The sequence below is a fragment of the Bradyrhizobium ottawaense genome (assembly GCF_002278135.3).
Lineage (GTDB): Bacteria > Pseudomonadota > Alphaproteobacteria > Rhizobiales > Xanthobacteraceae > Bradyrhizobium > Bradyrhizobium ottawaense.
Genome location: NZ_CP029425.2, coordinates 7819784 through 7846767, shown reverse-complemented (window position 1 = coordinate 7846767; position 26984 = coordinate 7819784). Strand labels below are relative to the sequence as shown.

At 65.0% G+C, this 26984-nt stretch carries 29 protein-coding genes; 9 read left to right on the top strand and 20 right to left on the bottom strand.

The annotated features are described in order from the left end of the window. Nucleotides 1-87: 87 nt before the first annotated feature. Complete coding sequence (locus CIT37_RS36695) at nt 88-1068, bottom strand: helix-turn-helix transcriptional regulator (RefSeq protein ID WP_028142162.1); 981 nt, start codon at nt 1066-1068, stop codon at nt 88-90. 88 nt (nt 1069-1156) lie between these two features. Here CIT37_RS36695 and CIT37_RS36690 point away from each other — a divergent pair, with 88 nt between their 5' ends. Next, entirely contained in the window at nt 1157-1801 is a 645-nt protein-coding gene (locus CIT37_RS36690) for a glutathione S-transferase family protein (protein ID WP_095424710.1), read from the top strand. Between the two features lie 188 nt (nt 1802-1989). Here CIT37_RS36690 and CIT37_RS36685 read toward each other — a convergent pair whose 3' ends face one another. From CIT37_RS36685 to CIT37_RS36670, 4 genes are all read right to left on the bottom strand, one after another. After that, nucleotides 1990-2775 carry an enoyl-CoA hydratase/isomerase family protein gene (locus tag CIT37_RS36685; RefSeq protein ID WP_095424652.1) on the bottom strand — a complete coding sequence of 262 codons (786 nt, stop codon included), beginning with the start codon at nt 2773-2775 and terminating at the stop codon, nt 1990-1992. A 12-nt stretch (nt 2776-2787) separates the two neighbouring features. Continuing rightward, a complete protein-coding gene (locus tag CIT37_RS36680; protein ID WP_028142159.1) occupies nt 2788-3894 on the bottom strand; it encodes a cyclic nucleotide-gated ion channel in 1107 nt (368 codons plus the stop codon). A gap of 157 nt (nt 3895-4051) precedes the next feature. After that, nucleotides 4052-4270, bottom strand: a complete 219-nt coding sequence (locus CIT37_RS36675) for a hypothetical protein (protein WP_028142158.1) — start codon at nt 4268-4270, stop codon at nt 4052-4054. Nucleotides 4271-4493: 223 nt separating this feature from the next. Beyond that, nucleotides 4494-5939: a TAXI family TRAP transporter solute-binding subunit gene (locus CIT37_RS36670; protein ID WP_038950098.1), complete on the bottom strand. Its 1446-nt coding sequence runs from the start codon at nt 5937-5939 to the stop codon at nt 4494-4496. 404 nt (nt 5940-6343) lie between these two features. Here CIT37_RS36670 and CIT37_RS36665 point away from each other — a divergent pair, with 404 nt between their 5' ends. Then, the gene (locus CIT37_RS36665) at nt 6344-6691 is read left to right on the top strand and encodes a DUF3307 domain-containing protein (RefSeq protein WP_049801962.1); all 348 of its coding nucleotides are present in this window, start codon (nt 6344-6346) and stop codon (nt 6689-6691) included. Nucleotides 6692-6963: 272 nt separating this feature from the next. After that, nucleotides 6964-7362, top strand: coding sequence for a hypothetical protein (locus CIT37_RS36660; RefSeq protein WP_028142155.1), 399 nt, complete (start codon nt 6964-6966; stop codon nt 7360-7362). Here the strand turns inward: CIT37_RS36660 and CIT37_RS36655 are convergent. Next, nucleotides 7359-7682: a YkgJ family cysteine cluster protein gene (locus CIT37_RS36655; RefSeq protein ID WP_028142154.1), complete on the bottom strand. Its 324-nt coding sequence runs from the start codon at nt 7680-7682 to the stop codon at nt 7359-7361. The genes CIT37_RS36660 and CIT37_RS36655 overlap by 4 nt on opposite strands. Nucleotides 7683-7700: 18 nt before the next feature. After that, complete coding sequence (locus tag CIT37_RS36650) at nt 7701-8399, bottom strand: helix-turn-helix transcriptional regulator (RefSeq protein WP_026202551.1); 699 nt, start codon at nt 8397-8399, stop codon at nt 7701-7703. A gap of 112 nt (nt 8400-8511) precedes the next feature. Between CIT37_RS36650 and CIT37_RS36645 the strand changes: the two genes are divergently transcribed. Both CIT37_RS36645 and CIT37_RS36640 read left to right on the top strand, forming a co-directional pair. After that, nucleotides 8512-8772 (top strand): hypothetical protein, encoded by a 261-nt coding sequence (locus CIT37_RS36645; RefSeq protein ID WP_018321420.1) that lies wholly within the window; start codon nt 8512-8514, stop codon nt 8770-8772. Between the two features lie 37 nt (nt 8773-8809). Next, nucleotides 8810-9538, top strand: a complete 729-nt coding sequence (locus CIT37_RS36640) for a glutathione S-transferase family protein (RefSeq protein WP_028142153.1) — start codon at nt 8810-8812, stop codon at nt 9536-9538. 151 nt (nt 9539-9689) lie between these two features. On the opposite strand, the gene CIT37_RS36635 is transcribed toward CIT37_RS36640, so the two are convergent. From CIT37_RS36635 to CIT37_RS36595, 9 genes are all read right to left on the bottom strand, one after another. Next, complete coding sequence (locus CIT37_RS36635) at nt 9690-10841, bottom strand: ABC transporter substrate-binding protein (protein WP_038950093.1); 1152 nt, start codon at nt 10839-10841, stop codon at nt 9690-9692. Nucleotides 10842-10930: 89 nt separating this feature from the next. Beyond that, nucleotides 10931-11350: an acyl-CoA thioesterase gene (locus CIT37_RS36630; protein WP_028142151.1), complete on the bottom strand. Its 420-nt coding sequence runs from the start codon at nt 11348-11350 to the stop codon at nt 10931-10933. Between the two features lie 12 nt (nt 11351-11362). Further along, nucleotides 11363-12124 (bottom strand): SDR family NAD(P)-dependent oxidoreductase, encoded by a 762-nt coding sequence (locus CIT37_RS36625; protein ID WP_028142150.1) that lies wholly within the window; start codon nt 12122-12124, stop codon nt 11363-11365. A gap of 27 nt (nt 12125-12151) precedes the next feature. Beyond that, complete coding sequence (locus tag CIT37_RS36620) at nt 12152-14035, bottom strand: feruloyl-CoA synthase (RefSeq protein WP_028142149.1); 1884 nt, start codon at nt 14033-14035, stop codon at nt 12152-12154. Beyond that, the gene (locus CIT37_RS36615) at nt 14032-14841 is read right to left on the bottom strand and encodes a crotonase/enoyl-CoA hydratase family protein (RefSeq protein WP_095424653.1); all 810 of its coding nucleotides are present in this window, start codon (nt 14839-14841) and stop codon (nt 14032-14034) included. Before CIT37_RS36615 ends, CIT37_RS36620 begins: the two co-directional genes overlap by 4 nt. Before the next feature lie 262 nt (nt 14842-15103). After that, complete coding sequence (locus CIT37_RS36610) at nt 15104-15565, bottom strand: DUF3237 domain-containing protein (RefSeq protein ID WP_038971319.1); 462 nt, start codon at nt 15563-15565, stop codon at nt 15104-15106. 12 nt (nt 15566-15577) lie between these two features. Beyond that, nucleotides 15578-16897 (bottom strand): TRAP transporter large permease, encoded by a 1320-nt coding sequence (locus tag CIT37_RS36605; protein ID WP_038971320.1) that lies wholly within the window; start codon nt 16895-16897, stop codon nt 15578-15580. 2 nt (nt 16898-16899) lie between these two features. Then, nucleotides 16900-17409 carry a TRAP transporter small permease gene (locus CIT37_RS36600; protein ID WP_018321429.1) on the bottom strand — a complete coding sequence of 170 codons (510 nt, stop codon included), beginning with the start codon at nt 17407-17409 and terminating at the stop codon, nt 16900-16902. Nucleotides 17410-17634: 225 nt separating this feature from the next. Beyond that, nucleotides 17635-18651, bottom strand: coding sequence for a TRAP transporter substrate-binding protein (locus CIT37_RS36595; RefSeq protein WP_028142145.1), 1017 nt, complete (start codon nt 18649-18651; stop codon nt 17635-17637). 252 nt (nt 18652-18903) lie between these two features. Between CIT37_RS36595 and pobA the strand changes: the two genes are divergently transcribed. After that, complete coding sequence (pobA, locus tag CIT37_RS36590; protein WP_095424654.1) at nt 18904-20073, top strand: 4-hydroxybenzoate 3-monooxygenase; 1170 nt, start codon at nt 18904-18906, stop codon at nt 20071-20073. A gap of 221 nt (nt 20074-20294) precedes the next feature. Next, nucleotides 20295-20714: a PaaI family thioesterase gene (locus CIT37_RS36585; RefSeq protein ID WP_028142143.1), complete on the top strand. Its 420-nt coding sequence runs from the start codon at nt 20295-20297 to the stop codon at nt 20712-20714. Nucleotides 20715-20865: 151 nt separating this feature from the next. Here CIT37_RS36585 and CIT37_RS36580 read toward each other — a convergent pair whose 3' ends face one another. After that, entirely contained in the window at nt 20866-21750 is an 885-nt protein-coding gene (locus CIT37_RS36580) for a LysR family transcriptional regulator (protein WP_038950088.1), read from the bottom strand. 120 nt (nt 21751-21870) lie between these two features. Here CIT37_RS36580 and CIT37_RS36575 point away from each other — a divergent pair, with 120 nt between their 5' ends. Next, nucleotides 21871-22500 (top strand): pyridoxamine 5'-phosphate oxidase family protein, encoded by a 630-nt coding sequence (locus CIT37_RS36575; RefSeq protein WP_095424655.1) that lies wholly within the window; start codon nt 21871-21873, stop codon nt 22498-22500. Between the two features lie 176 nt (nt 22501-22676). Here the strand turns inward: CIT37_RS36575 and CIT37_RS36570 are convergent, their stop codons facing one another. Genes CIT37_RS36570 through CIT37_RS36560 form a run of 3 tightly spaced genes read right to left on the bottom strand, consistent with a single transcriptional unit; the run spans nt 22677 to nt 26222 of the window. Next, on the bottom strand, nt 22677-23408 hold the full coding sequence (locus CIT37_RS36570) for an ABC transporter ATP-binding protein (RefSeq protein WP_028142140.1): 732 nt from the start codon (nt 23406-23408) through the stop codon (nt 22677-22679). Next, the gene (locus tag CIT37_RS36565) at nt 23405-25174 is read right to left on the bottom strand and encodes a branched-chain amino acid ABC transporter ATP-binding protein/permease (RefSeq protein WP_095424656.1); all 1770 of its coding nucleotides are present in this window, start codon (nt 25172-25174) and stop codon (nt 23405-23407) included. The genes CIT37_RS36570 and CIT37_RS36565 overlap by 4 nt, the downstream gene beginning before the upstream one ends. 7 nt (nt 25175-25181) lie before the next feature. Then, on the bottom strand, nt 25182-26222 hold the full coding sequence (locus CIT37_RS36560) for a branched-chain amino acid ABC transporter permease (RefSeq protein WP_028142139.1): 1041 nt from the start codon (nt 26220-26222) through the stop codon (nt 25182-25184). A 176-nt stretch (nt 26223-26398) separates the two neighbouring features. Here CIT37_RS36560 and CIT37_RS36555 point away from each other — a divergent pair, with 176 nt between their 5' ends. Further along, nucleotides 26399-26935: a MarR family winged helix-turn-helix transcriptional regulator gene (locus CIT37_RS36555; RefSeq protein ID WP_038950084.1), complete on the top strand. Its 537-nt coding sequence runs from the start codon at nt 26399-26401 to the stop codon at nt 26933-26935. Nucleotides 26936-26984 lie beyond the last annotated feature (49 nt).

The window sequence follows — 26984 nt, the reverse complement described above, 5'->3', positions numbered from 1 at the left end:
TCGGGCCGAGACGCGAATGCGTTCACCCGGGAGGAGGAGAATCGTGTTTCAGGAATGTTTCGTGGGCTGCGGCGAAAGATGCCGGCCTCATGTTTTCCGCGCCGCGCGATAGCGCGCGGCCATCGCCTGCGTCAGTTCCGCCATCTTGTCGCGGAGGTCGGCGGGCTCCAGCACCTCGGCCTCGGGGCCGAGCCGCAACAATTCGGCCGCGGCGTGCCAGGACGTCTTGCCAGCAGGCACGCGCGCAATGCGCCAGCCGTCCACATCAGCGGTCTCCTCGAGCTGCGTGCGCGCCTTGATGTACGGCTGGCTCAGCGCGTCGAGCAGCTTGACGCCGAACGGCGACAACCGGACGATCGCGACATTGGGATGCATCTCGGCCTCGAGACGCAGCGTCGCGGCCTGCCAATAGGCGGCGAGATCGAAATCGGCGGGACGATCGAAGCCTTCGTCGAGCGCCGTGCAGTCGAGCACGCGCGCGACGCGATAGGTGCGCACGCTGGCGTCGACCTGGCCGGCGAAATACCAGCTCCCGCCCTTCAGCACGAGGCCGAGCGGCGCGAGGCGACGCTGTTTCTCCGCGCGCCAGCTCCGGTAGCGGATCTTGATCAGTGTCCCGCGCAGCACCGCGCCGGCAATCGTGCGCAGATGCTTCGGCTCTTCGGCCTCGCCGAACCAGCCCGGCGCATCCAGATGAAAGCGTTCCTGCATCCGGCTGGCATCCTGGCGCAGATGGACGGGCAGCGCCGCCATCAGCTTGTTCTGCGCGGCGATCATTGCCGCATCAAGCCCGAGCGCCGCCGCCGGGCCCGGCAAGCCCGCCAGGAACAGCGTCTCGGCCTCGCTCTGCGACAGGCCGTTCAGCCGCACGCGATAGCCGTCGAGCAGCCGATAGCCGCCCTCCGCGCCACGGTCGGCGTAAACCGGAACGCCGGACGCGGCGAGCGCGTCGATGTCGCGATAGATCGTGCGGACCGAGACCTCGCAGGCCTCCGCGAGTTCGGGCGCGGTGACTTGCCCCCTGGCCTGGAGGGTGGTGAGGATCGACAACATTCGGCTCGCGCGCATGGATTGCTTAAACCATACCTGACACAGGATGTCAGGTATGGCCCGCTACAAGCTGCCCCACCGCCCGCTGGCCCGATGGAGACCTGCCATGACCGATCCGAACCGCATCACGCTGTATTACTCGCCGCAAAGCCGCGCCACCGGCACGCGGGTGCTGCTGGAGGAGCTGGGCGCGCGCTACGATCTGCATGTCCTCAACATGAAGGCCGGCGAGCAGCGTCAGCCCGCTTATCTCGCCATCAATCCGCTCGGCAAGGTCCCGGCGATCCGCCACGGCGATGCCCTGGTGACCGAGCAGGTCGCGATCACCATCCATCTCGCCGATCTCTTCCCGCAGGCAGGTCTGACGCCCGCCCTGAACGATCCGCTGCGCGGTCCTTATCTGCGCTGGATCGCCTATTACGGCTCATCCTTCGAGCCCGCGCTGATCGACAAGTTCATGCAGCGCGAGCCGGCGCCGATCACGCAGTCGCCCTATGCCGACTACGACACCATGCTCGGCGCGCTGGAAGCGCAGCTGTCGGAAGGGCCCTATTTGCTTGGCGAGCGGATGACGGCCGCCGATGTGTTGTGGGGCGTGGCGTTCAGCTGGACCATGATGTTCGGCATCGTACCGAAGAAGGACGTGTTCGTCCGCTATGCCGAACGCATGACCGCGCGGCCTGCATTCCAGCGCATCAATGCGGCGGACGACGAGATGGCGGCGCTGCATGCGAAGGCGGTTGGGGGCTGAGCAGGCGCCTCATTCTCCGCTGTCGTCCCGGGGCGCGCGTAGCGCGAACCCGGGACCCATAACCACAGGGAGATATTTTCCGAAGACTCGGAGTTAGCAGCCCGGCGCGGTAACCACTCCCTGTGGTTATGGGTCCCGGATCGGCGCGCGCTTAGGGCGCGCTTGTCCGGGACGACAGCGAGAGAAATTCAAAACCTCGGCGCTCTCTTCTCCGCGAACGCCTTGATGCCTTCCTTGATCTCGTCGCCGCGCATGCTGTCGCGGTGGCGCTGGTCGGCGGCGCGGTCATCGAGCTCGCCGCGGGCGAATTCGTTGATCGCGCGCTTCATGCCGCGCATCGCCTGCGGGGCATTGCCGGCGAGGATGTTGGCGAGTTGGTCGACCTCCTCGTCGAGGAATTCCACCGGTACCATCGCGGTGAGATAGCCGATGCGCAGCATCTCCGGCGCGCTGATCTTCTGCGCCGTCAGGAACAGCTTCTTCGCATTGTCGACGCCGAGCCGGGTGACGTAGCGTTTGATGCCGCTCCTGTAGTAATGCAGCCCGAGCCGCGCCGCCGGCATGAACATCTCGGCGGTGTCGACGCCGATGCGGAAATCGCAGGCGAGCGCGAGGTCGGTCGAGCCGCCATAGACGCCGCCGTTGAGCCGGCAGATCGTCGGCACGCCCAGATCCTCCAGCCGGTTGACGACTACCTCGAACGCAGAGCCCGCGCTCTGCTGCTCGTTGGCGCTGACGGCGCGCTCGGCGACCGAATTGAGGTCATACCCGGCCGAGAAGGCGCGTCCGGTGCCGGTCAGCACCAGCACGCGGATGGCTGGGTCGGCCTCGATCAGATCGAACAGTCTGACGAGGTCGTCGAGGTCCTCGGCCTGCAGCCGATTGAGATGCTTGGGCCGGTTGAGGCGGATGGTGGCGCGGGCGCCGTCACGTTCGAGCACGGGGCCGGTGGCTGCGTCGGTGATGTCCGACATTCTTGTCTCCTTTTATCTGTTTTCGAGCGCGCGGCGTTTCGCCTCGGCGTCGATGGTCTCGGCGAGATCGGGATGCCGTGCCATCAGCACGCGGAAGTCGACGAGGTCGAGCACCAGAAGCCGCGACACTTTCGTGGTCGAGACGTTGGCGCCGCGCTTGTTGTTGCCGAGCAGCGCCATCTCGCCGAAGAAGGCGCCTTCGCCGAGCTGGACCTTCTTGCCGGGCAGTTCGACCTCGACCTCGCCCGCGGCGATGAAATACATGCAATCGCCCTGCGCGCCCTTGCGAATGATCATGGTGCGCGCCGGCAGCTCCATGGTCCGCAGCATGTGGGTGACGTCGGCAATCGCAGCGGGCCCGAGCGCTGCGAAGAATGGCACCTTGCTGACGGATTCCCAGGTCTTGAGGAAATTGTCGCGCCGCGTCTCGGCGGCAAATCCGGTCGCCAAAATACCGGTCCAGAGGCCGAACACGCCGAGGCCGGAGATCATCACCGCGGCCGCCACGATGCGGCCGAGCGGCGTGACCGGCACGACGTCGCCGTAGCCGGTGGTCGTGAGTGTGACGACGGCCCACCACAGCGCGGCGGGCACGCTGCCAAAAGTCTGCGGCTGCACGTCCCGCTCCAGGAAATATTCGGCGACGGAGGCGAGGAAGACCACCATCAGGAAGATCACGAGCACGCTGACCAGCGGGCCCGATTCCAGCACCAGCACGCGGCGAAGCTGCCGCAGGCCGGGGATGCCAGGCACCACCTTCAGCACCCAGAGCACGCTGAGCAGCCAGGCCGTCTTCGGCTCGGCGCCGAAGAGAAGCGCGACCGGCACCGCCAGCGCCCCGATCGCATCGACCAGTCCGGCGGAGGAGGACATGTACAGCGAGAGCCGCCCCTGCTGCGTCATGTGGCGCAGCCGCACCAGCCATTCGAACACGAAATAGGCGAGGCAGGTCCAGAGCAGGGCGTTGAACCAGCCGTGCGCCTCCTGGGCGCGCTTGTCCGACAGCAACACCATGCTGAGCACGCCGACCGTCACAGCCACATAGGCCGCCTTGGTCATGTTGCGGCCGGCCGTGGCGGCCGCGAACTGGGCCAGAGCGGAAATCAGCGGCTTGGACATGCGGAAAGGCGGCTCGATCTTGAGACAAGTCTTCGGGTCCCGGCGGGGACGCCGGTGTCAAAGTGCCCGCCCGGGCGGGGGCCGTCAACGACGGGCAGGCTGGGTGAACGACGCTGCTGCGCCTGCCGGTCCGTGCCGCCGTCGCTGGCGTGGTGCCTTACCTGAAATGCGGCGGCTCGTCGTAGCCACGGCGGCTGCTGAAGAACAGCAGCACCATCAGCCCGACGCCGACAATGACGGAAAACCCCGCGCCCAGTGCCAGCGCCACATAGCCTTCCGTCGGGATCGGCTCACCTTCGACCGCCATTGCGGAATAGGCGAAGTAGCCGGCCGCCGCCAGCATTCCCAGAAGGACCATGATGAGGAGTGCACGCATGCTGCGGTCTCCGGTTGCAACCGGAAACCAACGGTTGCAGATGGGCTGGGTTCCAGACGGGCGGTCGTCACGATCTCTCTCTCGTGCCCCGGGCGCAGCGCAGCACGGAGTGATGCGCTGCAGAGCCGGGGCTCATCCAGCAGCGCAAGCTGCGGTTCCTGGGTCCCGGCTCGGCGCCGCAACGCCTTCGGCATTGCAGCGGCGGCGCCAACCGGCGCGGCCGTCAGGCGCTCTGGGCGGTCTTCACCACCACGACATTGCTGTCGTCGTGCTGGGCAGGGCCGCCGCCCTGCACCGTCTTCTCGGTTTCGCCGGCATGGCGTTTCAGATAGTCGCGGCGCATGCCGATCTCGTCGCGGACGAACTCGTAACCGAGCTTGAAGGTGTCGAGCCCGTCGGTACTGATCGTGCCGTCCCTGAGACCGATGACGGCGCCGCGCAAGATGCCCTCCAGCTCGTCCTGGAGACATTCGAGCTGGTCCAGAGAGTGGGCGTGCTCGATCCGCTCGCCGATGTCGAGGATGGCGGTGGAGAGCTCGCTGGCCTTCTCCGGCGCGATGCGGGTGATCTTGGCGTAGATCGCCGCGAAGATCGAGCCGATGACGCTGAGCGCGGCGGCGCCCAGATACATCAGGTCGCTGTACTTATCCATGAACGATTTGGTGTCGTCGTTGATGTAGTCGGCCGCCCCCTGGTGCGCCATCACGAAGGCGTCCTTCTCGGTCGAGGCCGGCTCAATTCTGCTGGCAAAGCCGTTGTCGAGCCCGAGCGCGGATTTGTTCTCGTAGATGGTGCGTGCCAGCTCGCCCGCCGTGGATGGGGACATCCTGGATTGCGTGACCAGCAGCCATTCGAGCCCGACCGTGTCGAGGTCGTCGTCGGGAATTTGCGGCGAGGTCGACAGCGTGCCTGCCGTCAGCGTCTCGCTGGAAATGCCCGGGAGCTTGCGCGCCAGCGCCTTGGCCTCGTCGATCGCGTTGAGCGTGAAGCCGCCGCGCTTGGCGACCTGCTCATAGGCCTTGTCGCGCACCGCCCTGGAGGCATGAACGATGGCGATCACCGCGCCAAAGCCGTTTGACGGCGCAAACAGCTTGTCGAGCGTCGTGCCCTGCGGCGCCATCTGGATCTTGGCGGCGTCCGGACCGTCGGGGATGTCGAGGATGCCGCGGACGAAGGCGAGGGAGGATTCGTTCTCGGCGAGAACGGCGACCTTCTTTTTCTTCAGCTCGGCGATCGACTTGATCTTCTTGTTGCCGGGACCGAGCAGAAGCACGAGGTCGTGCTCGAGGATCGCGAGCGTGCGCGCCCGCAGCGGCACCTTGGCGTCGGTACGCAGCACGGCAAGATCGGCCTGCTTGCGGTCGAACTGCGCGAGCGCCTTGGCGTTGTCGGCGTTGTTGACGACCTTGATCCGGAAGCGCGAGGCGTTGCTCTTCAGCAGGGCGGCGAGCTTTGCCGCGAACAGCGCCTCGTCGCTGTTGGGAGCGCCGACGGCAAAGGTCAGCGTCTCCGAATTGTGCAGCATGGCACGGCCGCCCCAGACGGTGGCGAGCGACAGCAGCAGGGTCAGCACGACGTAGAGGAAGACCTGTTGCTGATTGGTCTTGATCACCTTGGGGCGCCGCGGCGGCGGCTCGATCGGGGATGCGGTGGGGCCTTCAGTACTCATGGCAGCACTCTGGCCTTATTCTCCGATGACGGACGGCTCGCGGACGTGATCGCGGCGGGCGCCCTGCAATTCCTAAACGTCTGAAAAAAGAATGATATTCTGTACCGGCAATGATAGCGCGCCGGGACCGGAATGCAAATTTCGAGCCGAGGGTAACCTTACTCGACGCGGACGCGGCGAAAGGTCATCCTATCACCGGTTAGCCACACTTGGCGATTTTCCGGTTCCCCCCGGCTGCATTCCGCCGCGGGAGATGTCATAAATCGAAGGTCCCGGCGATTTGACCGGTCCAAGAAGAAGTTGCGCTGAACGCTCCAATTTTTCTTGTCACCTCAATGAGGGCGTCGGCTTTGTCGTTTCCACCCATGTCATCGGCGATTCCGGTCGAAGCGCTCATTGGCTGGATGTTGCTGCTCACCTTCAAGCACATCATCGCCGATTTCGTTCTCCAGACGGCCTGGATGGCGCACGGCAAGGACCAGAAGCACGGCTGGGCCCTGCCGCTTCTGGTGCATTGCCTGATTCACCTTGCGGTTGCGCTGCCCTTGATCCTGATCGTCGCGCCGAAATTCTGGTTCGTGGCCTTTATCGACTTCGTGATCCACATCACGATCGACCGCGCCAAGGGACTGGTCTCGGCGAATTTCGGCGTCGACCTTGCGCATCCCTGGTTCTGGACCCTGATCGGCGTCGACCAGGCCCTGCACCATCTCACCGGCTTCGGCCTCTCCATCTTCATGGCGGCGAACTGAGGGTAGTGGCCTCGGGGCGACGGTCGGGCCTGCCTGGTTCGAGACGGCGCTACGCGCCTCCTCACCATGAGGGGATAGTCTGTCAGCAGTTCCAGACCTCATCCTGTGAGGAGCCCGCCGAAGGCGGGCGTCTCGAAGGATGGCCGCGGAGAGCTCCGCGCCGCCTCCGATTCGCGGCCCACGCGCAAGCACCCCGGGTGACTACCGGGCAGCGTGGTTAACCTTTCATTAGAGAATTGCGCTGCATCTTCCGCACACGAGGGAGAACTGCAATGTTTTCAAGCCGCGACACTTTTGAGAGCGATTTCTGCCCGGTTCGCGACGAGCTCCTTGGCGAGATGTATCGCGCCAGCGAGGGTGGCCTGCCGAGGCTGGTTGAGAGTGTTTCTCCTGACGCGCGCGCCAGGCTGGCGCTGTTCTGCTATCGCCGCAGCCATCTGCACTCGCTGGCGGTCGCGATCGCAGGGAGCTGCAACGAGCGCGACCTGATCGAAAACGGCGGCCGCGTCGGCTCGACGCTCTATGCGCTGTCGCGCGAAGGCACGGCGAAATCCTCGCCGTCGCTATCGGGCGGGCGCAAGCCGATCACGCTGTCGACCAAGCCGCTCTCGGTGCTCGCACCGCTGGACGACGAAATCGACGACGAAATCGGCGAAGCCGTTCCGGCCTAACTTGCTTCGATAGCCGGAAGCCCGAACTTCCGCCGCGCCATCGCGCATTCGGCGTCGCCGGGCATGCAGGTGCGGCACACCTCCGGCCGCATCGCATAGATGCCGCATGCGGTCGCGTTTCCGATATCCCCTTGCAAGGCCGAACAGCGATCGCCCTCACAACGCATGCCGGATTGGCGGTCGTTGACCAGCGCTTCCGGAATCGCGGCAAGCTCTTCGTCGCTCTCGATCGAGAAGCGCGGCCAGTTCGCCGAATAGCCGCAGCAGGCGCCGCAACTCTGGCAAAAGCTCGACAGATCGACGGGGGAGTTCTCTTCCATCGTCCTCACATGTCCTTGTCAGGTGTCTTTGGGCGGGCCCCAGACCAGGCTCTGCCGCCATCTCGCGCGCAGCACGTCGCGCCGCTCCGGATATCTCTCGTCGAGATAGTTGGCGTCGACCACGCGGTCGGTCCGGAAGCTGCGGAAGTCGCCGCGTAGCTCGCACCAGGCTGCCAGCAGGCGCACGGCTTCGAGATAGCCGACCGAGATCGGCCAGATCATGCGCTCGCTGGCGCGGCCCTGCTCGTCGCGATAGCGCAGCATGATCTTCTTGCCTTCGTGGATCTGGGTGCGCGTGCGTACCATGTCCAGGCGGTCCGGCTCCCTGTTCCAGCTCGGCCGAGCCCGGCTCGCCGGCTCCAGCACGAAAGGACGCAGGCGCTCGGGCACGGTGTCGGCGATCTTGGCCATCAGATCTTCGGCCGCGCGCGCGAGTGCCGAATCGGCATGGCCGGCGACCCATTGGGCGCCCAGCACCGCCGCCTCGATCTCGTCGGGCGTCAGCATCAAAGGCGGGAGATCAAATCCCTTTTCCAGGATGTAGCCCATGCCGGCTTCACCGCGAATCGGCACGCGCTGGCCGATCAGCGTCGCGATGTCGCGATAGATCGTGCGCTTCGAGGTCTCGAGCTCGGCCGCGATGGCGTCCGCCGTCAGCGGCTTACGCGTGCGCCTCAGCACCTGGATGATTTGAAACAGCCGGTCGGCGCGTCTCATGCTGGTCCCTTGTCGGTGATCTTTTCAGAAAGTGGCGCGCGGCTGCTGACAGGATGTTGGCAGCAGGGGGGTTCTATACCGGGACAACACATCGACTGAAGAGGATTTGTCCATGATCATTCCGACCCATTTCGGCCCGGCTATTCCGATGTTGCGGGCACAGGCGTGGTCCGCATCGGCGTTCGGCCGCCTCGTTTCGCTCGATCTCATGGCCGTCGACCTCCGGTTTGCCCTTGCGAGCGTGGTGGCACGCCCGCTGATCCAGGCTGCGGACGCGCTGGTCCGCCATGTGATGGGCCGTGCCTGGCGGGGGGCCCGTTTCGCAGAAGATATCACGGCTGCTGCCACCATGGTGGCAGCAGCCCGGCACTAGGTTCCGTCAACTTTTCGGTGGTTCAGGAGAAGCTTTCATGATCACGCTCTACGGATTTGGCACCGGCTTCGGCCTGCCGGAAATCAGCCCCTTCGTCACCAAGACGGAGGTGCAGCTCAAGATGGCGGGACTGCCTTACCGGAAGGAGCGGGCAATGCCGCCCGCCTCGCCCAAGGGGCAGCTGCCCTTCATCGACGATGGCGGCGAGGCGGTGGCCGATTCCACCTTCATCCGCGCCCATATCGAGCGCCGATACGGCTTTGATTTCGATGCCGGGCTGTCGCTGACCGACCGCGCGCAGGCCTGGGCGTTCGAACGGATGATCGAGCACCACATCTACTGGGGGCTGGTCGGGGCGCGCTGGGTCGATCCGGTCAATTTCGCCAAGGGGCCTGCGCATTTCTTCGACGGCGCACCGGAGCACAACCGCGAGAAACTGCGCGAGGATGCGCAATTCCGCGTCGCCGAGAACTATCTGCTCTCGGGCCTCGGCCGCCATGGGCCCGATGACGATGTCGAGCTCGCTGTGCGCTCGCTGTTCGCGCTCTCGGTGCAGCTCGGCGACAAATCCTATCTGATGGGCAACAAGCCCTGCGGCGTCGACGCCACCGCCTTCGGTATGCTCGCCGGCATCCTCTCGCCGTTCTTCGAATCGGCCCTGCGCGAGCGCGCCGAGGGCTTTCCGAACCTCACCGCTTATGTCGATCGCATGATGGACAACTACTACCCCGAATTCGCCTGGACCCCGCTGCGGCAGGCGGCTTGAGGCCGCCGTATCCGCGGGCTCGGTGCCCCTCTCCCGCAAGCGGGAGAAGGGGCGCACCGGCGCCTGGGGCCCGCAGCTCGATCTCAAATCCGAAAAACAAAAGAGCCGGCCCATCGGGCCGGCTCTCGTTGTCTCTCAACTTTCGCCGTGTCTATTTCACCAGCGAGTACTTGCCGTTCTTCACCGTCAGCAGGATGCGCGAGCGGTCGTCGAGGCCGTAGCGGTCCTTTTCGGTGAAGTTGTAGACGCCCTGGCTCGCCGCCAGCTCCTTCTCCGTCAGCAAGGCCTGGCGGATCGCTTCGCGGAATTCCGGCGTACCGGGTTTTGCGGTCTTCAGCGCGGTCGGGATGATGCGCTTGAGGATCTCAAAGGCGTCGTAGGAATGGCCAGCGAACTGGCTGCGGCTGTTCGGGCCGTACTTTGCCTCATACGCGGCGTTGAGCGCGAGACCCGGCTTCTTGGTGGCGGCTTCGTCCGGCTGATCCTCGGGGTCCATCACCGGACCCGACGCCATCAGCACGCCTTCGGCCGCTTTGCCGGCGATGCGGATGAAGTCCATGCTGGCGGCGCCGTGGGTCTGGTAGATCAGGCCCTGATAGCCGCGTTCGCGCAACTCGGTCTGCGGCAGCGCGGCCGCGGTGCCCGACGCGCCGACCAGGATCGCATCCGGGTTGGCGGCGACCAGCTTCAGCACCTGTCCGGTCACCGACGTATCGGGACGGGCGAAGCGCTCCTCGTCGACGATGGTCATGCCCATCGGCACGGCCTGGGCTTTGAGGTCGTTGAACCAGAGATCGCCATAGGAGTCGGAATAGCCGATATAGCCGAGCGTCTTCACGCCCTTGCTCTTCATGTGCTCGTACAGCACCTTGCCCACGATCGGGATCGGCTGCGGCATCGCCACCGACCACTTCATGCGCTCGGGCGTGATCGGGAAGGGCGCCAGGCCGAAATGCGGAATGCCGGCTTCGTTGGCGACGTTGGAGACCGCGATCGTCGGCGGCGTCAGCGCCGAGCCCATGATGATGTCGGCCTTGGATTCGGTCACGAAGCGGCGGGCGTTGGTGGTCGCGGTGGTGGGATCGCCGCCGTCGTCGAGCACGATCACCTTCAGCGGCACGCCGCCGATTTCCTTCGGCACGAATTCCAGCGCGTTCCGCTCGGGAATGCCGAGCGCGGCGCCGGGGCCGGTCGTGGTGGTGGTGATGCCGATGGTGATTTCGCTGGTCTGGGCCAGCGCGGGCAGCGCCGGCAGGGCAAGCGTCGCCGCGGTGATGGCGGCGGTCAAGTAAAAGCGTTTCATCTATTCCTCCCCTTACGTGTTTCTTTGAAAGCAGAAATCGGGGGGTAATTCAGCCCCCTCTTTTGGCGATGCGGCGATTAGCTCCGGATTTAACTCCCCGTGAATTTGGCTACCATTTCCGCCGGGAACGGTGCCGATTTCAGCTTGTCGGGGTTAACGGGATCGCGACCGACCAGGACGCGGGTCTCAAAACCCTCGATCGCCAGCGCGTCACCCTTGTAGACGTTGTGCTTCACCTCGAAGCTCGAACGCTTGATGCTCTCGATCTTCGTCTCGATGGTGATCCAGTCGCCATAGGTCGAGGGGATGTAGAACTTGGACCGCGTGTCGACCATGGGGATGCCCACCAGGCCGTATTTGCGGACCAGATCCTGCTTGGAGAATCCGGCGACCTCGAACAGGGTCGAGGTCGAATCGTCGAACATCGCGAAATAGCGCGGGTAGTAGACGATGTTGGCGGGGTCGCAATCGCCCCACTGGATCTGTACGTCGCGCCGGTTCACGAACATGTGTCGCGCGCCTTATTTCGGTGCCATGCGCAGCGAGCCGTCGAGGCGCACCACTTCGCCGTTCAGGTAGGAGTTCTCGACCATGTGCAGCGCGAGCGCGGCGAACTCGTCGGCATGGCCGAGCCGGCGCGGGAAGGGGATCGCGGCGGCGAGCGAGTCCTGGGCTTCCTGCGGCAGGTTCGCGAGCAGCGGGGTCAGGAACAGGCCGGGCGCGATGGTCAGCACGCGGACGCCGAACTGCGCCAGCTCGCGCGCGATCGGCAGCGTCATGCCGACGATGCCGCCCTTGGAAGCCGAATAGGCGGACTGACCGATCTGGCCGTCATAAGCGGCAACGGAGGCCGTGTTGATGATGACACCGCGCTCGCCGGTCGCCTGCGGCTCCAGCTTGGACATCTCGGTGGCGGCCAGGCGCAGCATGTTGAAGGTGCCGATCAGATTGACCTTGATCACCTTGTCGAAATCGGCGAGCGCCATCGGGCCGTCGCGGCCGACGACGCGCTTGGCAACGCCGATGCCGGCGCAATTGACCAGCACGCGCGGCGCGCCAAGAGCCTTGGTCGCCTGCGCGATCGCAGCTTCAGCGGAAGCGGCGTCGGAGACGTCGCAGGTAATCGCCACGCCCTTGATCTCGGCGGCAACGGTCTCGGCGAGCTTGGCATTGAGATCGCAGACCGCGACCTTGGCGCCCTGCGCCGCAAGTTTTCGCGCGGTGGCGGCGCCAAGCCCCGATGCGCCGCCGGTGACGATGGCTGCCTGATCTTTCAACAACATGGCGTTCTCCTGTGGCTTATGTCCGGGTTAGCCGACCGATATCACACGGTCCGACGGATTGGCAGCGTAGAGCTCCTCGATCAATTCGGTGCGGTGCTCGAGCACGGCGCGCTGGTTGATCGAACCCTTGTCGGTGACTTCGCCCTTGTCGATCGAGAGCGGCGCGTCCATCAGGATCGCGCGCGTGATCCGGGTCGAGGAACCCGTGGCTTGGCTGAGGAAACGGGTCAGGCGCTCGCGAAAAGCCTCGCGCACCAGCCGGTCGCGCGTTGCGACGACGAGATCGTCGGTCGGCAGCGTCGGATTGATCAGCCGGCAGCCGTCGAGGTCGAGCACGACCAGCGCCGAGACCTCGTCACGATTGATGCCGGCGATGACGACGTCGCGCACCAGCGGGGCGCAGGCGGCCGTGAGGCGCGCGCGCAGCGGGCCGACGCTGACCCAGGTGCCGCTGGCGAGCTTGAAGTCTTCACCGACACGGCCGTCGAAATCGAAGCCTGCGTTGAGATCATCGGGATCGGCGGGCTTGAGCGCATCACCCATCATGTAAAATCCCTCCTCGTCGAAGGATTTTGCGCTGATGTCGGGCTGGCGCCAGTAGCCGGGCATGACGTTCGGCCCCTTGGCGCGCACTTCCAGCTTGCCGTTGTTCGGCACCAGTTTTGCGTCGTTGCCCGAAACAGGCAGGCCGACATGGCCGGAGCGGCTGGTGCGCGGATTGACCGACATGAAGAACGGCGCGGTCTCGGTCGCACCGAGCCCGGTCAGCATCGGAACCCGATAACCTTTTTCCTTCACCGCGAGCTCGTCGAGGCTGTTCCAGATGAATGGCGACAGCGCGGCGCCGGAGAAGAACATCGCGTGCAGCCGGTCGAAGAACTTTGCGCGCAGGCCCTGGTCGTCGCGCAAATAAGGCAGCAGCGATTCATAGCCCTTGGGCACGTTGAAATAGACCGTCGGCGAAATCTCCTGGAGATTGCGCACGGTCTCCTCGATGCCGCCGGGCATCGGCTTGCCGGCGTCCAGATACATCGAGCCGCCGTTATAGAGCGTCAGGCCGATATTGTGGTTGCCGCCGAAGGTGTGATTCCAGGGCAGCCAGTCGATGATGACGGGCGGCTCGTCCTTGAGGAAGGCGAGCGTCTCGCGCAGCATTACCTGGTTGGCGCAGATCATGCGCTGGGTGTTGATGACGGCCTTGGGATTGCCGGTCGAGCCCGAGGTCAGCAGGAATTTCGCGATCGTGTCGGGGCCGATCTTGCCGTGGACATCGTCGAGATCGCTGCGGATCGGCGTTGCCATGAGGTCGGCGAGCAGGGTGACGTCGCGGCCTGGCACCTCGCCGTAGGACGCGGCGATCTCGGTCCCGAGCGAGACGTTGGCGGCAAGCGCATCGGCGAACTTGTCGGCATCCTCGGCGAAGACAAGGCCGGGCGTCAGCAGCTTCATCAGGTAAGAAAGCTTGCCGTAATCCTTCGACACCAGCGAGTAGGCCGGCGACACCGGGCAGAACGGAATACCGGCATAGAACGCGCCGAACGCCAGCAATGCGTGGTCGATCGAATTGCCGGAGAGGATGACGACCGGCCGCTCCGCCGACAGGCCGCGCGCAATCAGGCCGGACGCAATGTGACGGCTCGCGACCAGCAGCTCGGCGTAAGTGATCTTGCGCCAGCCGCGGCCGCCTTCGCGCTCGGCCATGAAGACGCGGTCGGGCGTGGTGCTGGCCCAGTGATGCAGGCGGTCGGTGAGGCGAACGGGATAGTCGCCGAGCGCCTGTTTCGGCCGCAGGTAGATCGTGCCGTCGTCGCGGCGTTCGATGTCGACGACGGGATCGCCGAATGAAATGGGCCGCAGCGGGAAAGTGCTCGCGCCGCGCTCCATGCTGGAAGAGGACGGCTGCGCGCTCATGACTTGGGCTTTACCTTTGCGGTCTTGTGTTCGAGGAATTCGCGGATCCTGCGCTTTGCCTCTTTGTCGCTCTGCGCGACGGTCGCCATCAGCGATTCCATCAGCAGGCCGGTCTGCGGATTGGCCTCCGCGATCATCGGCAGCGCCTGGAGAACGGCGAAATTCGTCAGCGGCGCGTTGGAGGCGACCTTGGTCGCAAGCTCCATCGCCTTGCCGAGCCCGTTGCCGGCCTCCGTGACATATTGCGCGAAGCCGTAGGAGGCGCCTTCGGTCGCGCTGTAGACGCGGCCCGTCAGCATCATGTCCATCATCCTGGCGACGCCGATCAATCGTGGCAGCCGCACCGAGCCGCCGCCGCCGACGAAGATGCCGCGCTGTCCCTCCGGAAGCGCGAAATAGGTCGAGGGCTCGGCGACGCGGATATGCGCCGAGCAGGCAAGCTCCAGCCCGCCGCCGATCACGGCGCCCTTCAGCGCCGCGATCACGGGGACCCGGCTGTACTGGATGCGGTCGAACACCCGGTGCCACATCTGGGAATGCAGCAGGCCGCCGGTCGCGTCATGCTCGGTCAGCTCGGAGAGGTCGAGGCCGCTGGAGAAATGGTCGCCGATGCCGTGGATGACGACCGCGCCGATATCCTCGGGCAGGGACGCAAAACACTCGCCGATTTCCAGGATGATGCCGTCGTTGAGCGCATTGCGCTTGGCCGGCCGGTTCAGACCCACGGTCAGAACCCGGTCCGCCCTCTCGATCCGGAGTAGCCCGGAGGCGCCCGCGTCAGCGGTTCCGGCGTTTCCCTGTGTCATTTGCGTCCTTGTCAGAATAGTTATGTTGTATAACGAATTTCGGGGGAGTCAAGGTGGGGCGGCAGAATGCTGCTCCGCACACAATGTCGTCCCTGCCTAGCGCGCAATCGCGCACGGGACGCAGGGAGCCTTAACCCCAGGGAGAGATCTGGCGGAGACCCATTGTTCGGTATTCCGACCGCCGGCAACCGATAGATCACGCGGTATGGGTCCCGGCTTTCGCCGGGACGACGAGCGGAGAGCGTTGAAAGGCCGCCGCCCTTCACATCACCTGATGCACGTCGATCACGACGCGATCCGCATGGCGCGCGGCTGAGCCGACGAAAATGTGCTGCATCAGCCAGCGATAGTTCTCGTGCCCGGTCTCGAACCGCGGCACGGTGCGGAAATAGATCAGCTCGGGATCGACCGGCTCGCCGCGCTTGAGCTTCTGCAGCAGCTCGACCGGTCCGAAGCGCATGCCCTTGTTCTCGACATAGACAACGGCGCCGTCGTCGGTCTCGAAGGCGTACTTCGCCTCCAGGTCGATCAGCTCGTTGGGGCGGATGGTCTGGAAGTCGGCCCCGAACGGCAGCACCTTGCCTGATATCGCGCCCGTGACCTCACCGCCGATGATCGGGATGATGCGGCGAACACCGATGCCGGTCTCGCCGGCGGTGACGACCTCGCCGATTTTGGCGGTGATGGTGAAGACGTACTTCGTCTCGAGCGTCGGTGTCGTCATCGCTTCACCCTGTCAATTCGCCATCATCCGCGTCGGCAGCCAGGTCGCCAGCAGCGGGAAGGCGATCAGGATCACGAGGCGGATCAGGTCGGTGACCACGAACGGAATCACGCCCTTGAAGATCGTGGAGAAGGAGACGTCCTTCACCACGCTCTTGATGACGAAGACGTTCATGCCGACAGGCGGGTGGATCAGGCCGAGCTCGACGGTCATGACGATGATGACGCCGAACCAGATCGGGTCGAAGCCGAGATGCGTGATGACGGGGAAGATGATCGGCACGGTGAGGATGATCATCGCCATGGCGTCCATCAGGCAGCCGAGCACGAGATACATCACCATGATCAGCGCCAGCACGCCGTAGCTGCCGAGACCGAGGCCGGTGAGGAATTCGGTCACTTTCTGCGGCGTCTGCGTCACCGTGAGGAAATAGCCGAAGATCAGCGCGCCGATCAGCACGGTGAAGACGGCGGCCGCGGTGCGCGTCGCCTGGAGCAGCGAGGCCAGGATCTTCTCGCGGTCGAGGCGGCCCGTCAGCACGCCGATGATGAACGCGCCGGCGGCGCCGACGCCGCCCGCCTCCGTCGGCGTGAAGCGCGGCAAATAGGGCAGGCCGTAGAGGCCGCCGATCACGAAGATGAACAGCAGCGCCGGCGCCCAGATCTCCTTCAGGCCGGCAAAGCGCTCGCGCCACGGCGTCACCTTGCCCTTGGGCAGGAAGTCGGGACGGAAATAGCCGATCAGGAAGATCGTGATCATGTACATGCTCATCGCCAGCAGGCCCGGGATGATGCCGGCGATGAAGAGCTTTCCGATGTCCTGCTCGGTGATGATGCCGTAGACGGCGAGCACCGTGGAGGGCGGCAGCATCGCGCCCAGCGTGCCGCCCGCCGCGATCACGCCGGTGGCGAACGATTGCGGATAGCCGAAACGGCGCATCTCGGGATAGGCGACGGCCGAGAAGGTCGCGGCGGTCGCAACCGACGAGCCGCAGATCGCGGCAAAGCCGCCGCAGGCGCCGACGGTGGCGATGCCGAGGCCGCCGCGCAAATGCCCGACGAAACCGTTGGCGGCGCGGAACAGCTCGCGGCTCATGCCGGAATTGGACACGAACGAACCCATCAGCAGGAACATCGGGATGACGCCGAAGGTGTAGTCGGTGACCGTGCGCATCGAGGTCTGGCCGACCAGCTTCAGGGCGGCCGTCCCGTTGACGAGATAGGCGAAACCGGACACGCCGACGAGGCCCATGGCCATGCCGACGGGCACGCGCAGCAGCATCAGGACAAACAGGGAAACGAAGCCGATTACGGCGACGGCATCGGTGCTCATGATTACTCCGTCGCCTTCAATTTGGGATCGTGCATATCTTCGGGGTGGAAGATCAGGCGGTAGGTGCGGATCGCGATCAGCAGCACGGCGCAGACGTCGCCGACCCAGGCGATCGCGAAGAACGGCCAGGTCGGCATGTGCATGTCGAAGGTCAGGACGTTGTCGTTGTAGGTGCCGCGCACCTTGTCGAACAGCGTCCAGGTCTGCACGGTCACGACGAACAGCAGCACCAGGGTTGCGAACACGTCGATCCAGCGCTGATGGCGCGGCCCGACATTGCCCCAGACGAGGTCCACCGTGATGTGGGTGCCGCGATAGGAGGTCGCGGCGATGCCCCAGAAGATGAGGATGCCGAGCAGCATGCGGCCGATGTCGAACGAATCAGGGATCGAATAATTCAGCGTGTTGCGGAGCAGCACCGACAGGAAGATGTCGAGCGCGACGATGCCGACGAAGCCGGCCGCGATCCATTCGATCGTGTCGATGATGCGGTCCATCCAGGAGCGCTTCATGGGTGTGTCCTATCGAGTGTCGTCATTCTCGCTCTCGACTCCGGCGGCGGCTCTTGCCTCTCCCCGCGTGCGGGGAGAGGCCGCATCGCATCGGAGATGCGATGCGGGTGAGGGGGACTCTCCGCGAGTCCATCTGTCACTCTTTTTGCGGACGCAGCCCCTCACCCCAACCCTCTCCCCGTAAGGACGGGGAGAGGGGGAGGAAGGACCGATCGCGTCGCGGCGTCACTCCGCCAACGCGTTGTACTTCTTCAGCGACGCCTTCAGCTCGCTAAGCGCCGCGTCCGGATCGGCGCCGGCCTTCTTGGCGCCCTCGGACCAGGTCTTCACCAGCGGCTCGGCGGCCTTCTTCCAGACGGCGGTCTGCTCGGGCGCCAGCTTGTAGACCTCGTGGCCGGATTCCGCCTTCACCTTGTCGATGCCCGCATCCTCGAACTTGCCCCAGTGCTCGCCGACCACGCCCGCCATTTCGACCGAGCAGTTCTTGTCGATCGCGGCCTTCTGCTTGTCGGACATCGCGTTGTACTTGTCCTTGTTGATCACGAACACGAAGGTCGTGGTGTAGAGCGGCGCCTCCATGTCGTATTTGGTCACCTTGTCGATGCCGAACAGCACCAGGGAACCCCAGGGGAAGGTGACGCCGTCGGCGACGCCGCGCTCGATGATGTCGCGGACCTCAGGCGCCGAGGACTGCACATTGGTGCCGCCGAGCGAGGTCACGAAGTTCGCCATGGTGGCATGCGCCGGGCGGATCTTCATGCCCTTTACGTCTTCAGGCAGCACGATCTTCTTGGTCTTGGAATGGAAGGAGGAGGGCGAGTGGACGAAGGCGAGACAGTATTTGACGTCCTTCATCTCCTTCTCGGCATATTTGCGATACCAGGCGTCCAGCCCCATCGAGCCGCCCTTGGCGTCCGAGATCAGGAACGGCAGCTCGCCGGCGCCGACGATCGGGAAGCGGCCGGGCTGGTAGCCGGGATTGACATAGGTGACGTCGGCGATGCCGTCGCGCGCCATGTCGTAATGGTCGAACGCCTTGCCGAGCTGCTGGGCCGGAAACACCTTGCCCTTGATGGTGCCGCCGGAATCCTTCTCGACCGCGGCAGCCCAGTCTTCCAGCGACTTCTGCAGCGGATGCGAAGCCGGCACCCAGTGCGAGATCTTCAAATCGAAGGTCTTGTCCTGCGCGAAGGCAGGCGTCACGCTTGCGGCCAGCAGCAACGCCAGACAGGCTTTCCTCATCACACGTCTCTCCCTGTTTTCGACGGCGGGCTTCGATGGCCCGGTCTCGTTAATTAACATGTTATCTAATCGGCCGGCGCGTTCAAGCCGGAACTGGCGCGGCCGTCTGCGTCAGCCATGCTGCATGGATTTGTCGCTGCCCGGCGACGGCCCTCCCCTTTTGCCCAACCGTTATATGATATAATTATCGTGCGCGGAGCAACGCGACAAGCGAGCCGCGAGCAAAGCCTACAGGATCGGAAGGAGCAAGTATTGCGGACAAAAGTCGCAATCATCGGGGCCGGACCGGCCGGATTGTTGCTTGGGCAACTGCTGCACGCTTACGGCATCGACAATGTCATTCTGGAGCGGCAGAGCCCGGATTACGTGCTCGGTCGCATCCGCGCCGGTCTGCTCGAGGAGGGAACCGTCGCGCTGCTCGATCAGATCGGCGCCGGGGCGCGGGCGCATGCCGAAGGCCTGGTGCATGAAGGCATCGAGCTCGCCTTTTCCGGCCGCCGTCACCGCATCGACATGAAGGGTGCGACCGGCAAGACGGTCATGATCTACGGCCAGACCGAGGTCACGCTCGATTTGATGAATGCGCGGAAGGCCGCCGGTCTGATCTCGGTTTATGAGGCCAAGGACGTTCAGCCGCATGATTTCGACGGCAGTCACCCGCGCGTAACCTGGGAGAAGGACGGCGTCACCCACACGCTCGATTGCGACTTCATCGCCGGCTGCGACGGCTTTCACGGCGTCAGCCGCGCCAGCGTTCCGACCTCGGCGATCGAGGAGTTCGAGCGGGTCTATCCCTTCGGTTGGCTCGGCATCCTGTCGGAGACGCCGCCGGTCAGCCATGAGCTGATCTACTCCAACCACGCGCGCGGCTTTGCGCTTTGCACCATGCGCTCGACCAGACGCAGCCGCTACTATGTGCAGTGTTCGCTCGACGACCATGTCGACCAATGGCCGGACGAACGCTTCTGGGACGAATTGAAGCGCCGGCTCGACCGGGAGGCGGCCGACAGCCTCGTCACGGGCCCCTCGATCGAGAAGAGCATTGCGCCCCTGCGCAGTTTCGTCGCCGAGCCGATGCGCTTCGGCCGGCTGTTCCTGTGCGGGGACGCCGCCCACATCGTGCCCCCGACGGGCGCCAAGGGACTGAACCTCGCCGCCAGCGACGCACATTATCTGTCGGGCGCGCTGCGCGAATTCTACGACGAGAAATCCAGCGCCGGCATCGACGCCTATTCCACCACGGCGCTGGCACGGGTCTGGAAGGCGGTGCGCTTCTCCTGGTGGATGACCTCGATGCTGCACAAATTCCCCGACACCGGCACCATCGGCGCGCGCATCCAGCTCGCCGAGCTCGACTACGTCACGCAGTCGCAGGCCGCGATGACGTCGCTGTCGGAGAATTATGTGGGGTTGCCGTATTAAGACAGTCCGTAGGGTGGGCAAAGGCGCTCTTGCGCCGTGCCCACCACCTTCCCATGATTGCGAACGCGCGTGGGCACGCTTCGCTTTGCCCACCCTACGGCGCCGTCATTGTGGCGCCTTCCGTTTCAAACACTCGCGCAAATTCCGTTTGAAACTTTGTAATTGATGCAACCGTCACGTCTATCGCGTTCAATGCCGGCGACCAGCAACGCGAGACCGCCATGACCTCTCCCGACATCCCCACCGGCTTCGAGCCGCATTTCCGCAAGGCGCCGCTCACCGATCCCTGGGAGCCGCTCTATTCGAAGAAGTCCGACAAGGGCGTCACCGTGGGGCTGCGTCTGGCGACGCCGCACACCAACGCGCGCGGGCTGATTCACGGAGGGCTGATCGCCGCGCTGGCCGATGCCGCCATGGGCTATAGCTGCGCCCAGGCAACGGGCTGGACCACGTCGTTCGTGACGATCTCGCTGTCGGTCGACTATGTCGGCGCCGCCGAGATCGGCCAATGGCTCTCGGTCGAAGGTGAGGCGATCAAGACCGGCTCTACGATCTGTTTTGCACAATGCCTGGTCAAAGCCGACGATGCCGTGATCGCGCGCGCCAGCGGCACGTTTCGGGTGGTGCCGAAGAAGGGGTGACGCTCTCGCTCTCCGTGTCCCGGACGCGGTGCGGCGCGAAGTGCCGCTCCGCAGAGCCGGGACCCATGCCTCGGCATGATATCGCGCCGCCTTCTGGGCCCCGGCTCGGCATCGCATCACTGCGTGCTGCGATGCGTCCGGGGCACGAGAGCTACCCAAACTTCCACTCCGCCGTCTCCACCACGAGATCGACGAACGCGCGCACCTTGGCCGAGAGCAGCCGCGAGGTCGGGTAGATGATGTGGATCGGCAGCGCCGGCTGCTCGTACTTCGCCAGCACGATTTTCAGCCGTCCGCGCTTCAGCCCCTCGGCGGCCTGATAGGCCAGCACGCGCGTCACCCCGCCGCCGGCTTCGGCATATTGCAGGGCGGCGTCGGCGCTGTTGCTGATGAAGCGGGGCGATGGCGTGACCTCGATGTCGCGGCCGTCGTGCACGAAGTGCCAGCTGGCGAAGGGCCCGAACTGAATGGTCTGGTGTCCGAGCAATGCGTCCGGCGTCTTCGGCTCGCCGTGGCGCTTCAGATAGCCCGGCGTCGCCACCACGATCCGCCGCATCTCGCCGACCTGGCGCGCCACCAGCGAGGAATCGGCGAGATGACCGATCCGCACCGCGACATCGACGGCGTCCTCCACGAGATTGACGAGATGGTCGGACAAGCGCAATTCCCCGCCGACCTCGGGATAGCGCTTGAGATAGTCGGTCATGACCGGCCCGACATGCAGCCGGCCGAAGCCGACCGGGGCCGATACCACCAACCGTCCGCTCGGCCGGTGGCGCTCCTCCCGCGCCGAGCCGTCGGCCTCCTCGACATCGGCGAGGATGCGCCGCGCGCGCTCCAGATAGCGCGTGCCGACGTCGGTCAATCTCACCTGCCGGGTGGTCCGCTGCAGCAGCCGGGCGCCGAGATGCTCCTCCAGCGCCGCGATCAGCCGCGTTACCGCCGAGGGCGACAGGTGCAGCTTGCGCGCCGCCGGCGCAAAGCCGCGCAGATCGGCAACGGTGACGAAGACGTGCATGGCTTCGAGGCGGTCCATCTCATTATTGCATATATCGCAACGATGAAGTGTCAAGCCGGTAGTTTGTTTTGGCCGCCGGGAGGTACATTTTATCGAGGATAAACGCAGACATGCGCCGGGATTTCAGGAGATGTTCCGATGACGGCAACTCACACCTACGCCAGCGACGTGGCGTTCACGCCGGCGGTGAAATCGATCCAGACCCGAAAGGGATCACGCGAAGGCTATGCTCACGCCGAGCAGCGCGGCTGGCGCACCGAGGTCGATGAGAATCTCGCGTCGTTCCTGGCTGACGCCGACAGTTTCTATTTCGCCACTACCTCGGCCGACGGCCAGCCCTACATCCAGCACCGCGGGGGTCCCAAAGGGTTCTTGAAAGTGCTGGACAAGCAGACGCTGGCCTTCACGGACTACGCCGGCAACCGGCAATACATCACGCAGGGAAACCTGTCCGAGAATCCCAAGGCCTACATCTTCGTGATGGACTACGCCCATCGCCGCCGGGTCAAGATCTGGGGCGAGGCGCGCGTGGTCGAGGACGACGAGGAGCTGACGACATCGCTGATGCCGAAGGGCTACCGCGCCCGGCCGGAGCAGGTGATCCTGTTCAAGATCGCGGCCTGGGACACCAACTGCCCGCAGCACATTCCGCAGAAGTTCGACGCAGGCGATGTGGCAGCGGCGTTGGCGGTGAGGGACGCGAGGATTGCAGAGTTGGAGGCCGAGGTGGCGGCGTTGAAGGGCGGTAAGGTGACAGGAGCTACGTAACGCCGCGCGCTTACCCTCCCCTGGAGGGGGAGGGTCGGTCGCGTGGAGCGCGAGCGGGGTGGGGTGATCTCTCAACACGGGCAGTGTTCTACGCGGAGGGACCGTCACCCCACCCCGCTTCGCACATCGCTGCGCTCTTTGCGAAGCGACCCTCCCCCTCCAGGGGAGGGTAAGAATCAGATCACGCTCTCACCTTCGTGCTGGAAGCCGAGATAGCTGGCCGCAACCCGCTCGTTCGCGGCGATATCGCTGGCCTTGCCGGAGAGCACGAACTCGCCGAGCTCCATCACATAGGCCTGGTCCGCGATCTTCAGCGCGGCCTGCGCGTTCTGCTCGACCAGCAGCACCGAGACGCCGCTGGCGCGGAGTTCGGTGACGATGCGGAAGATGTCGGCGACGATGATCGGGGCGAGGCCGAGGCTCGGCTCATCCAGCATCAGCAGCTTCGGCTCGCCCATCAGCGCGCGCCCCATCGCGAGCATTTGCTGCTCGCCGCCGGAGAGCGTGCCGGCGAATTGCTTGCGGCGCTCCTTGAGCCGCGGAAACAGCGTGTAGACGCGTTCCATCGAGGCTTTCGCCTTGCTTCGCTCGATGCGGAAGGCGCCGAGCTCGAGATTGTCCTCGACATTCATGGTCACGAACAATTCGCGGTGCTCCGGGACGAGGCCAAGCCCCATCGCGACGCGGTCCTCGATGTCGAGCCTGGCGAGATCCTGGCCGGCAAAAGTGACCCGGCCTTTCAGCGGCAGGATGCCCATGATGGCGGAGAGCAGCGTGGTCTTGCCGGCGCCATTGGCGCCGACGATGGTAACGATCTCATTCGCGCCGACCTCGAGCGAGACCGAGCGCACCGCCTCGACCTTGCCGTAGGCGACATGGGCGTCGGTGACCGACAACAGCGCGCTCATGCCGCCACTCCGAGATAGGCCTTGATCACTTCGGGATTGGTCTTGATCGTGGCGGGGGTGCCTTCGGCAATCTTGGTGCCGAAATCGAGCACCACGATGCGGTCGGCGAGGTTCATCACGAAGCCCATGTCGTGCTCGACCAGGAGGACGCTCATGCCGCCGTCGCGCAAGTCGCGCAGCAGCTTGGCGAGCTGCTGCTTTTCCATGTGGCGCAGGCCGGCGGCCGGTTCGTCGAGCAGCAGCAGCATCGGATCGACGCAGAGCGCGCGGGCGATCTCGACGATGCGCTGCTGGCCGAGCGAGAGGCTGCCTGCGAGCTGGTGCATGTGGTCGGCAAGGCCGACGCGCTCGATCTGGCGGGCGGCCTCCGCGAGCAGTTTGGCTTCGTCGGCGCGGTCGAGCCGCAGCATCGAGGCGATCGGGCCGGAATGGCCGCGCAGATGCGCGCCGATCGCGACGTTCTCCAGCACGGTCATGTCAGGGACCAGCTTCACATGCTGGAAGGTCCTGCTGATGCCGAGCTTGACGATCTCCTGCGGCGGCGCCTTGTCGACCTTCTTGCCGAGCACCGAGACCGAGCCTGACGTGGCCGACAGCACGCCGGTGATCAGGTTGAAGGTCGTGCTCTTGCCGGCGCCGTTCGGGCCGATCAGCGCGACGATCTCACGAGCCTGGACGTCGAAGGAGACGTTGTTGACGGCGACCACGCCGCCGAACTGTTTTCGCGCCTTGTCGACCTGGAGCAGGATGTTGGACTCGCCGGGCGCGCGCGGACGCTGCTCCAGCTTCAGAGAGGTGTCCGGCTTCTTGCCGCTGGTCCGCTCCGGCAGGAACGACATCAGCCACGGCCAGAGGCCGCCGGGCGCAAGTTGCAACAGCGCCACCAGCATGATGCCGAACACGATGGTCTCGACCTGGCCGGAACCGGGCAGGATCAGCGGCAGATAGCTCTGCAGCACCTCTTTCAGGACCACGACGATCGCCGCGCCCAAAACGCCGCCCCAGACATAGCCGGCGCCGCCGACCACCGCGATGAAGAGATATTCGATGCCGGCCTGCGCGCCGAACGGCGTCGGGTTCACCGCGCGCTGGAGATGCGCGTAGAGCCAGCCGGAGAGGCCGGCGAGCACGGCGGCATGGATGAACACCAGCAATTTGGCGCGCGGCGTGTGCACGCCGAACGCCTCGGCGGCGACATGGCCGCGCCGTAGCGCGCGGATGGCGCGTCCGGTGCGGGAATCCAAGAGGTTCATCGTCAGCAGCGCCGAGACGATCACGGCGACCCAGATCGCGTAATAGATCGAGCCGGGCGAGAGCATCTTGAACGTGCCGATCGACAGTGGCGGGATCGCCGAGATGCCGTCGTTACGGCCGAGAAACTCCAGCTTGCTGAAGAGATAGAACAGCCCGAGCCCCCAGGCGAGCGTGCCCAGCGGCAGATAATGGCCGGAGAGACGGACGGTGATCAGCCCGAGCAGCACCGCCAGCGATCCGCTGACCAATAGCGACAGCGGCAGCGTCAGCCAGGGCGACAGGCCGTAGGCCGTCGACAGCACCGCGGTGGTGTAGGCGCCGAAGCCGACGAAGGCTGCCTGTCCGAACGAGGTCAGGCCGCCGACGCCGGTCAGCAGCACGAGGCCCATCGCGACGAGGGCCGCGAGGCCGATATTGTCGAGCAGCACGATCCAGAACGGCGGCATGCCGGGGACGAACGGAATCAAGGCCATGACGGCTGCGAAGACGATGATGGGAAGGCGGCTCTGCATTTCAGCCTCAGTCCTTCTCTTCTTCGACGGCGGGCGCGGCGAGCGAGCGCAGCAACAACACGGGGATCAGCAGCATGAAAACGATCACCTCCTTGTAGTTGGAGGCATAGAAGGACGAGAACGCCTCGACGAGGCCGACGACCAGCGCCGCGGCGGCGGTTAAGGGGTAGCTGACGAGGCCGCCGATGATGGCGGCGACGAAGCCCTTCAGGCCGATCAGGAAGCCGCTGTCATAGTAGAGCGTCGTGATCGGCACGATCATGATGCCCGACAACGCCCCGATGACGGATGCCAGCAGAAAAGCGATCTGCCCCGACAGCGTGGTGCGGATGCCGACGAGCCGCGCCCCTAACCGGTTCACGGCGGTTGCGCGCAGCGCCTTGCCGTAGAGTGTCAGGCCGAAGAACAGCCAGAGGGCGACGATGAAGGCGATGGTGATGCCGTAGACGGTGAGGCTCTGGCCGGTGAAGCGCAGCGAGCCCGCGGTGAACGCGCCGGACAGCACGGCAGGTCCGCGCTGGCCTTCGGCGCCGAAGAACAGCAGGCCGAGGCCCTGCAGTGCCAGATGGACGCCCACGGATGCGATCAGCAGCACCAGCACGGAGGTGTGTGCCAGCGGCTGGAATGCGACGCGGTAGAGATAGAGGCCGATCATCGCCACGATCATCAGCGACAGCGCGATCGAGACCGCGACCGGCGGCTTCTGGGCTGCGAAGTAAACCGTCAGCGCCAGCACGATGGCTGGCAGCACGATATTGGTGAGGGCGCTGCGCACGATCAGGCGGCCGTGCAGCGCCTTGCGCGCGACGAACAGGTCGAAGGCGAAAGCGCCGATGCCGAGCGCCAGCGCGAGCTTTGCCGTGCCCGGCATCTGGCCTGCGGCCAGCGAGGCGTAGGTCAGCGCGCCATAGGTGACGAATTCGCCCTGGGGAATGAGGATGACGCGGGTGACGGCGAACACCAGCACCAGCGCCAGGCCGAGCAGCGCATAGATCGCGCCATTGGTGATGCCGTCCTGCACCAGGAACAGCATGATGGTGGTATTCAAGACCGGACGCTCCCCCTAAAGATTACGGACCGGTCCCCTCGATCGCGGTGGACGGTCCGCTCACAGCCATTGAAAAACGCATGCGATATTTGATATGGTCCATAACAATTATCAAATATAACATCAAGGGCGGGAACGATCCCTCCCGAATTTAGCGGGATTACGAGCACGAGGCGATGACCGTTTCCAAAGCCGCTGAAAAGTCCTCCGAAAAGCCTGCCGACTCGGCCAAGGGCCGCAAGGACGCGGCCGAGGCGCAAGGCCAGGGGGCTGCTGGCGAAGCGCTCCAGCTCGGCGAGCTCTCGGAACAGCTCGGCTATGTGCTGAAGCGGGCGCAGCTCAAGGTGTTCGAGAACTTCCTGCGCTGCATGGCCTCGCTCCAGCTCACGCCGGCGCAGTTCTCCGTGCTGCTGCTGGTCGAGAAGAATCCCGGCCGTAACCAGACCGAGATCGCCTCCACCCTCGGCATCCTCAGGCCGAACTTCGTGGCCATGCTCGACAATCTCGAGAGCCGCGACCTTTGCGCGCGGATCCGCTCCACCAACGACCGCCGCTCGCACATCCTAGTGCTGACCGACAAGGGCAAGGCGGTGCTGGCCCGCGCCAAGAAGCTGGTCGCCACCAAGCACGAGGCCCGGCTGAACGAGTTGCTCGGGCAGGCCAACCGCGAAGCCCTGATCGCGATGCTGGCGAAGGTCGCGAACGAGTTCTGAGGCGGCGCTCTACGTCCGCGTCATGCCCAGGCTTGGCCCGGTGTCCACG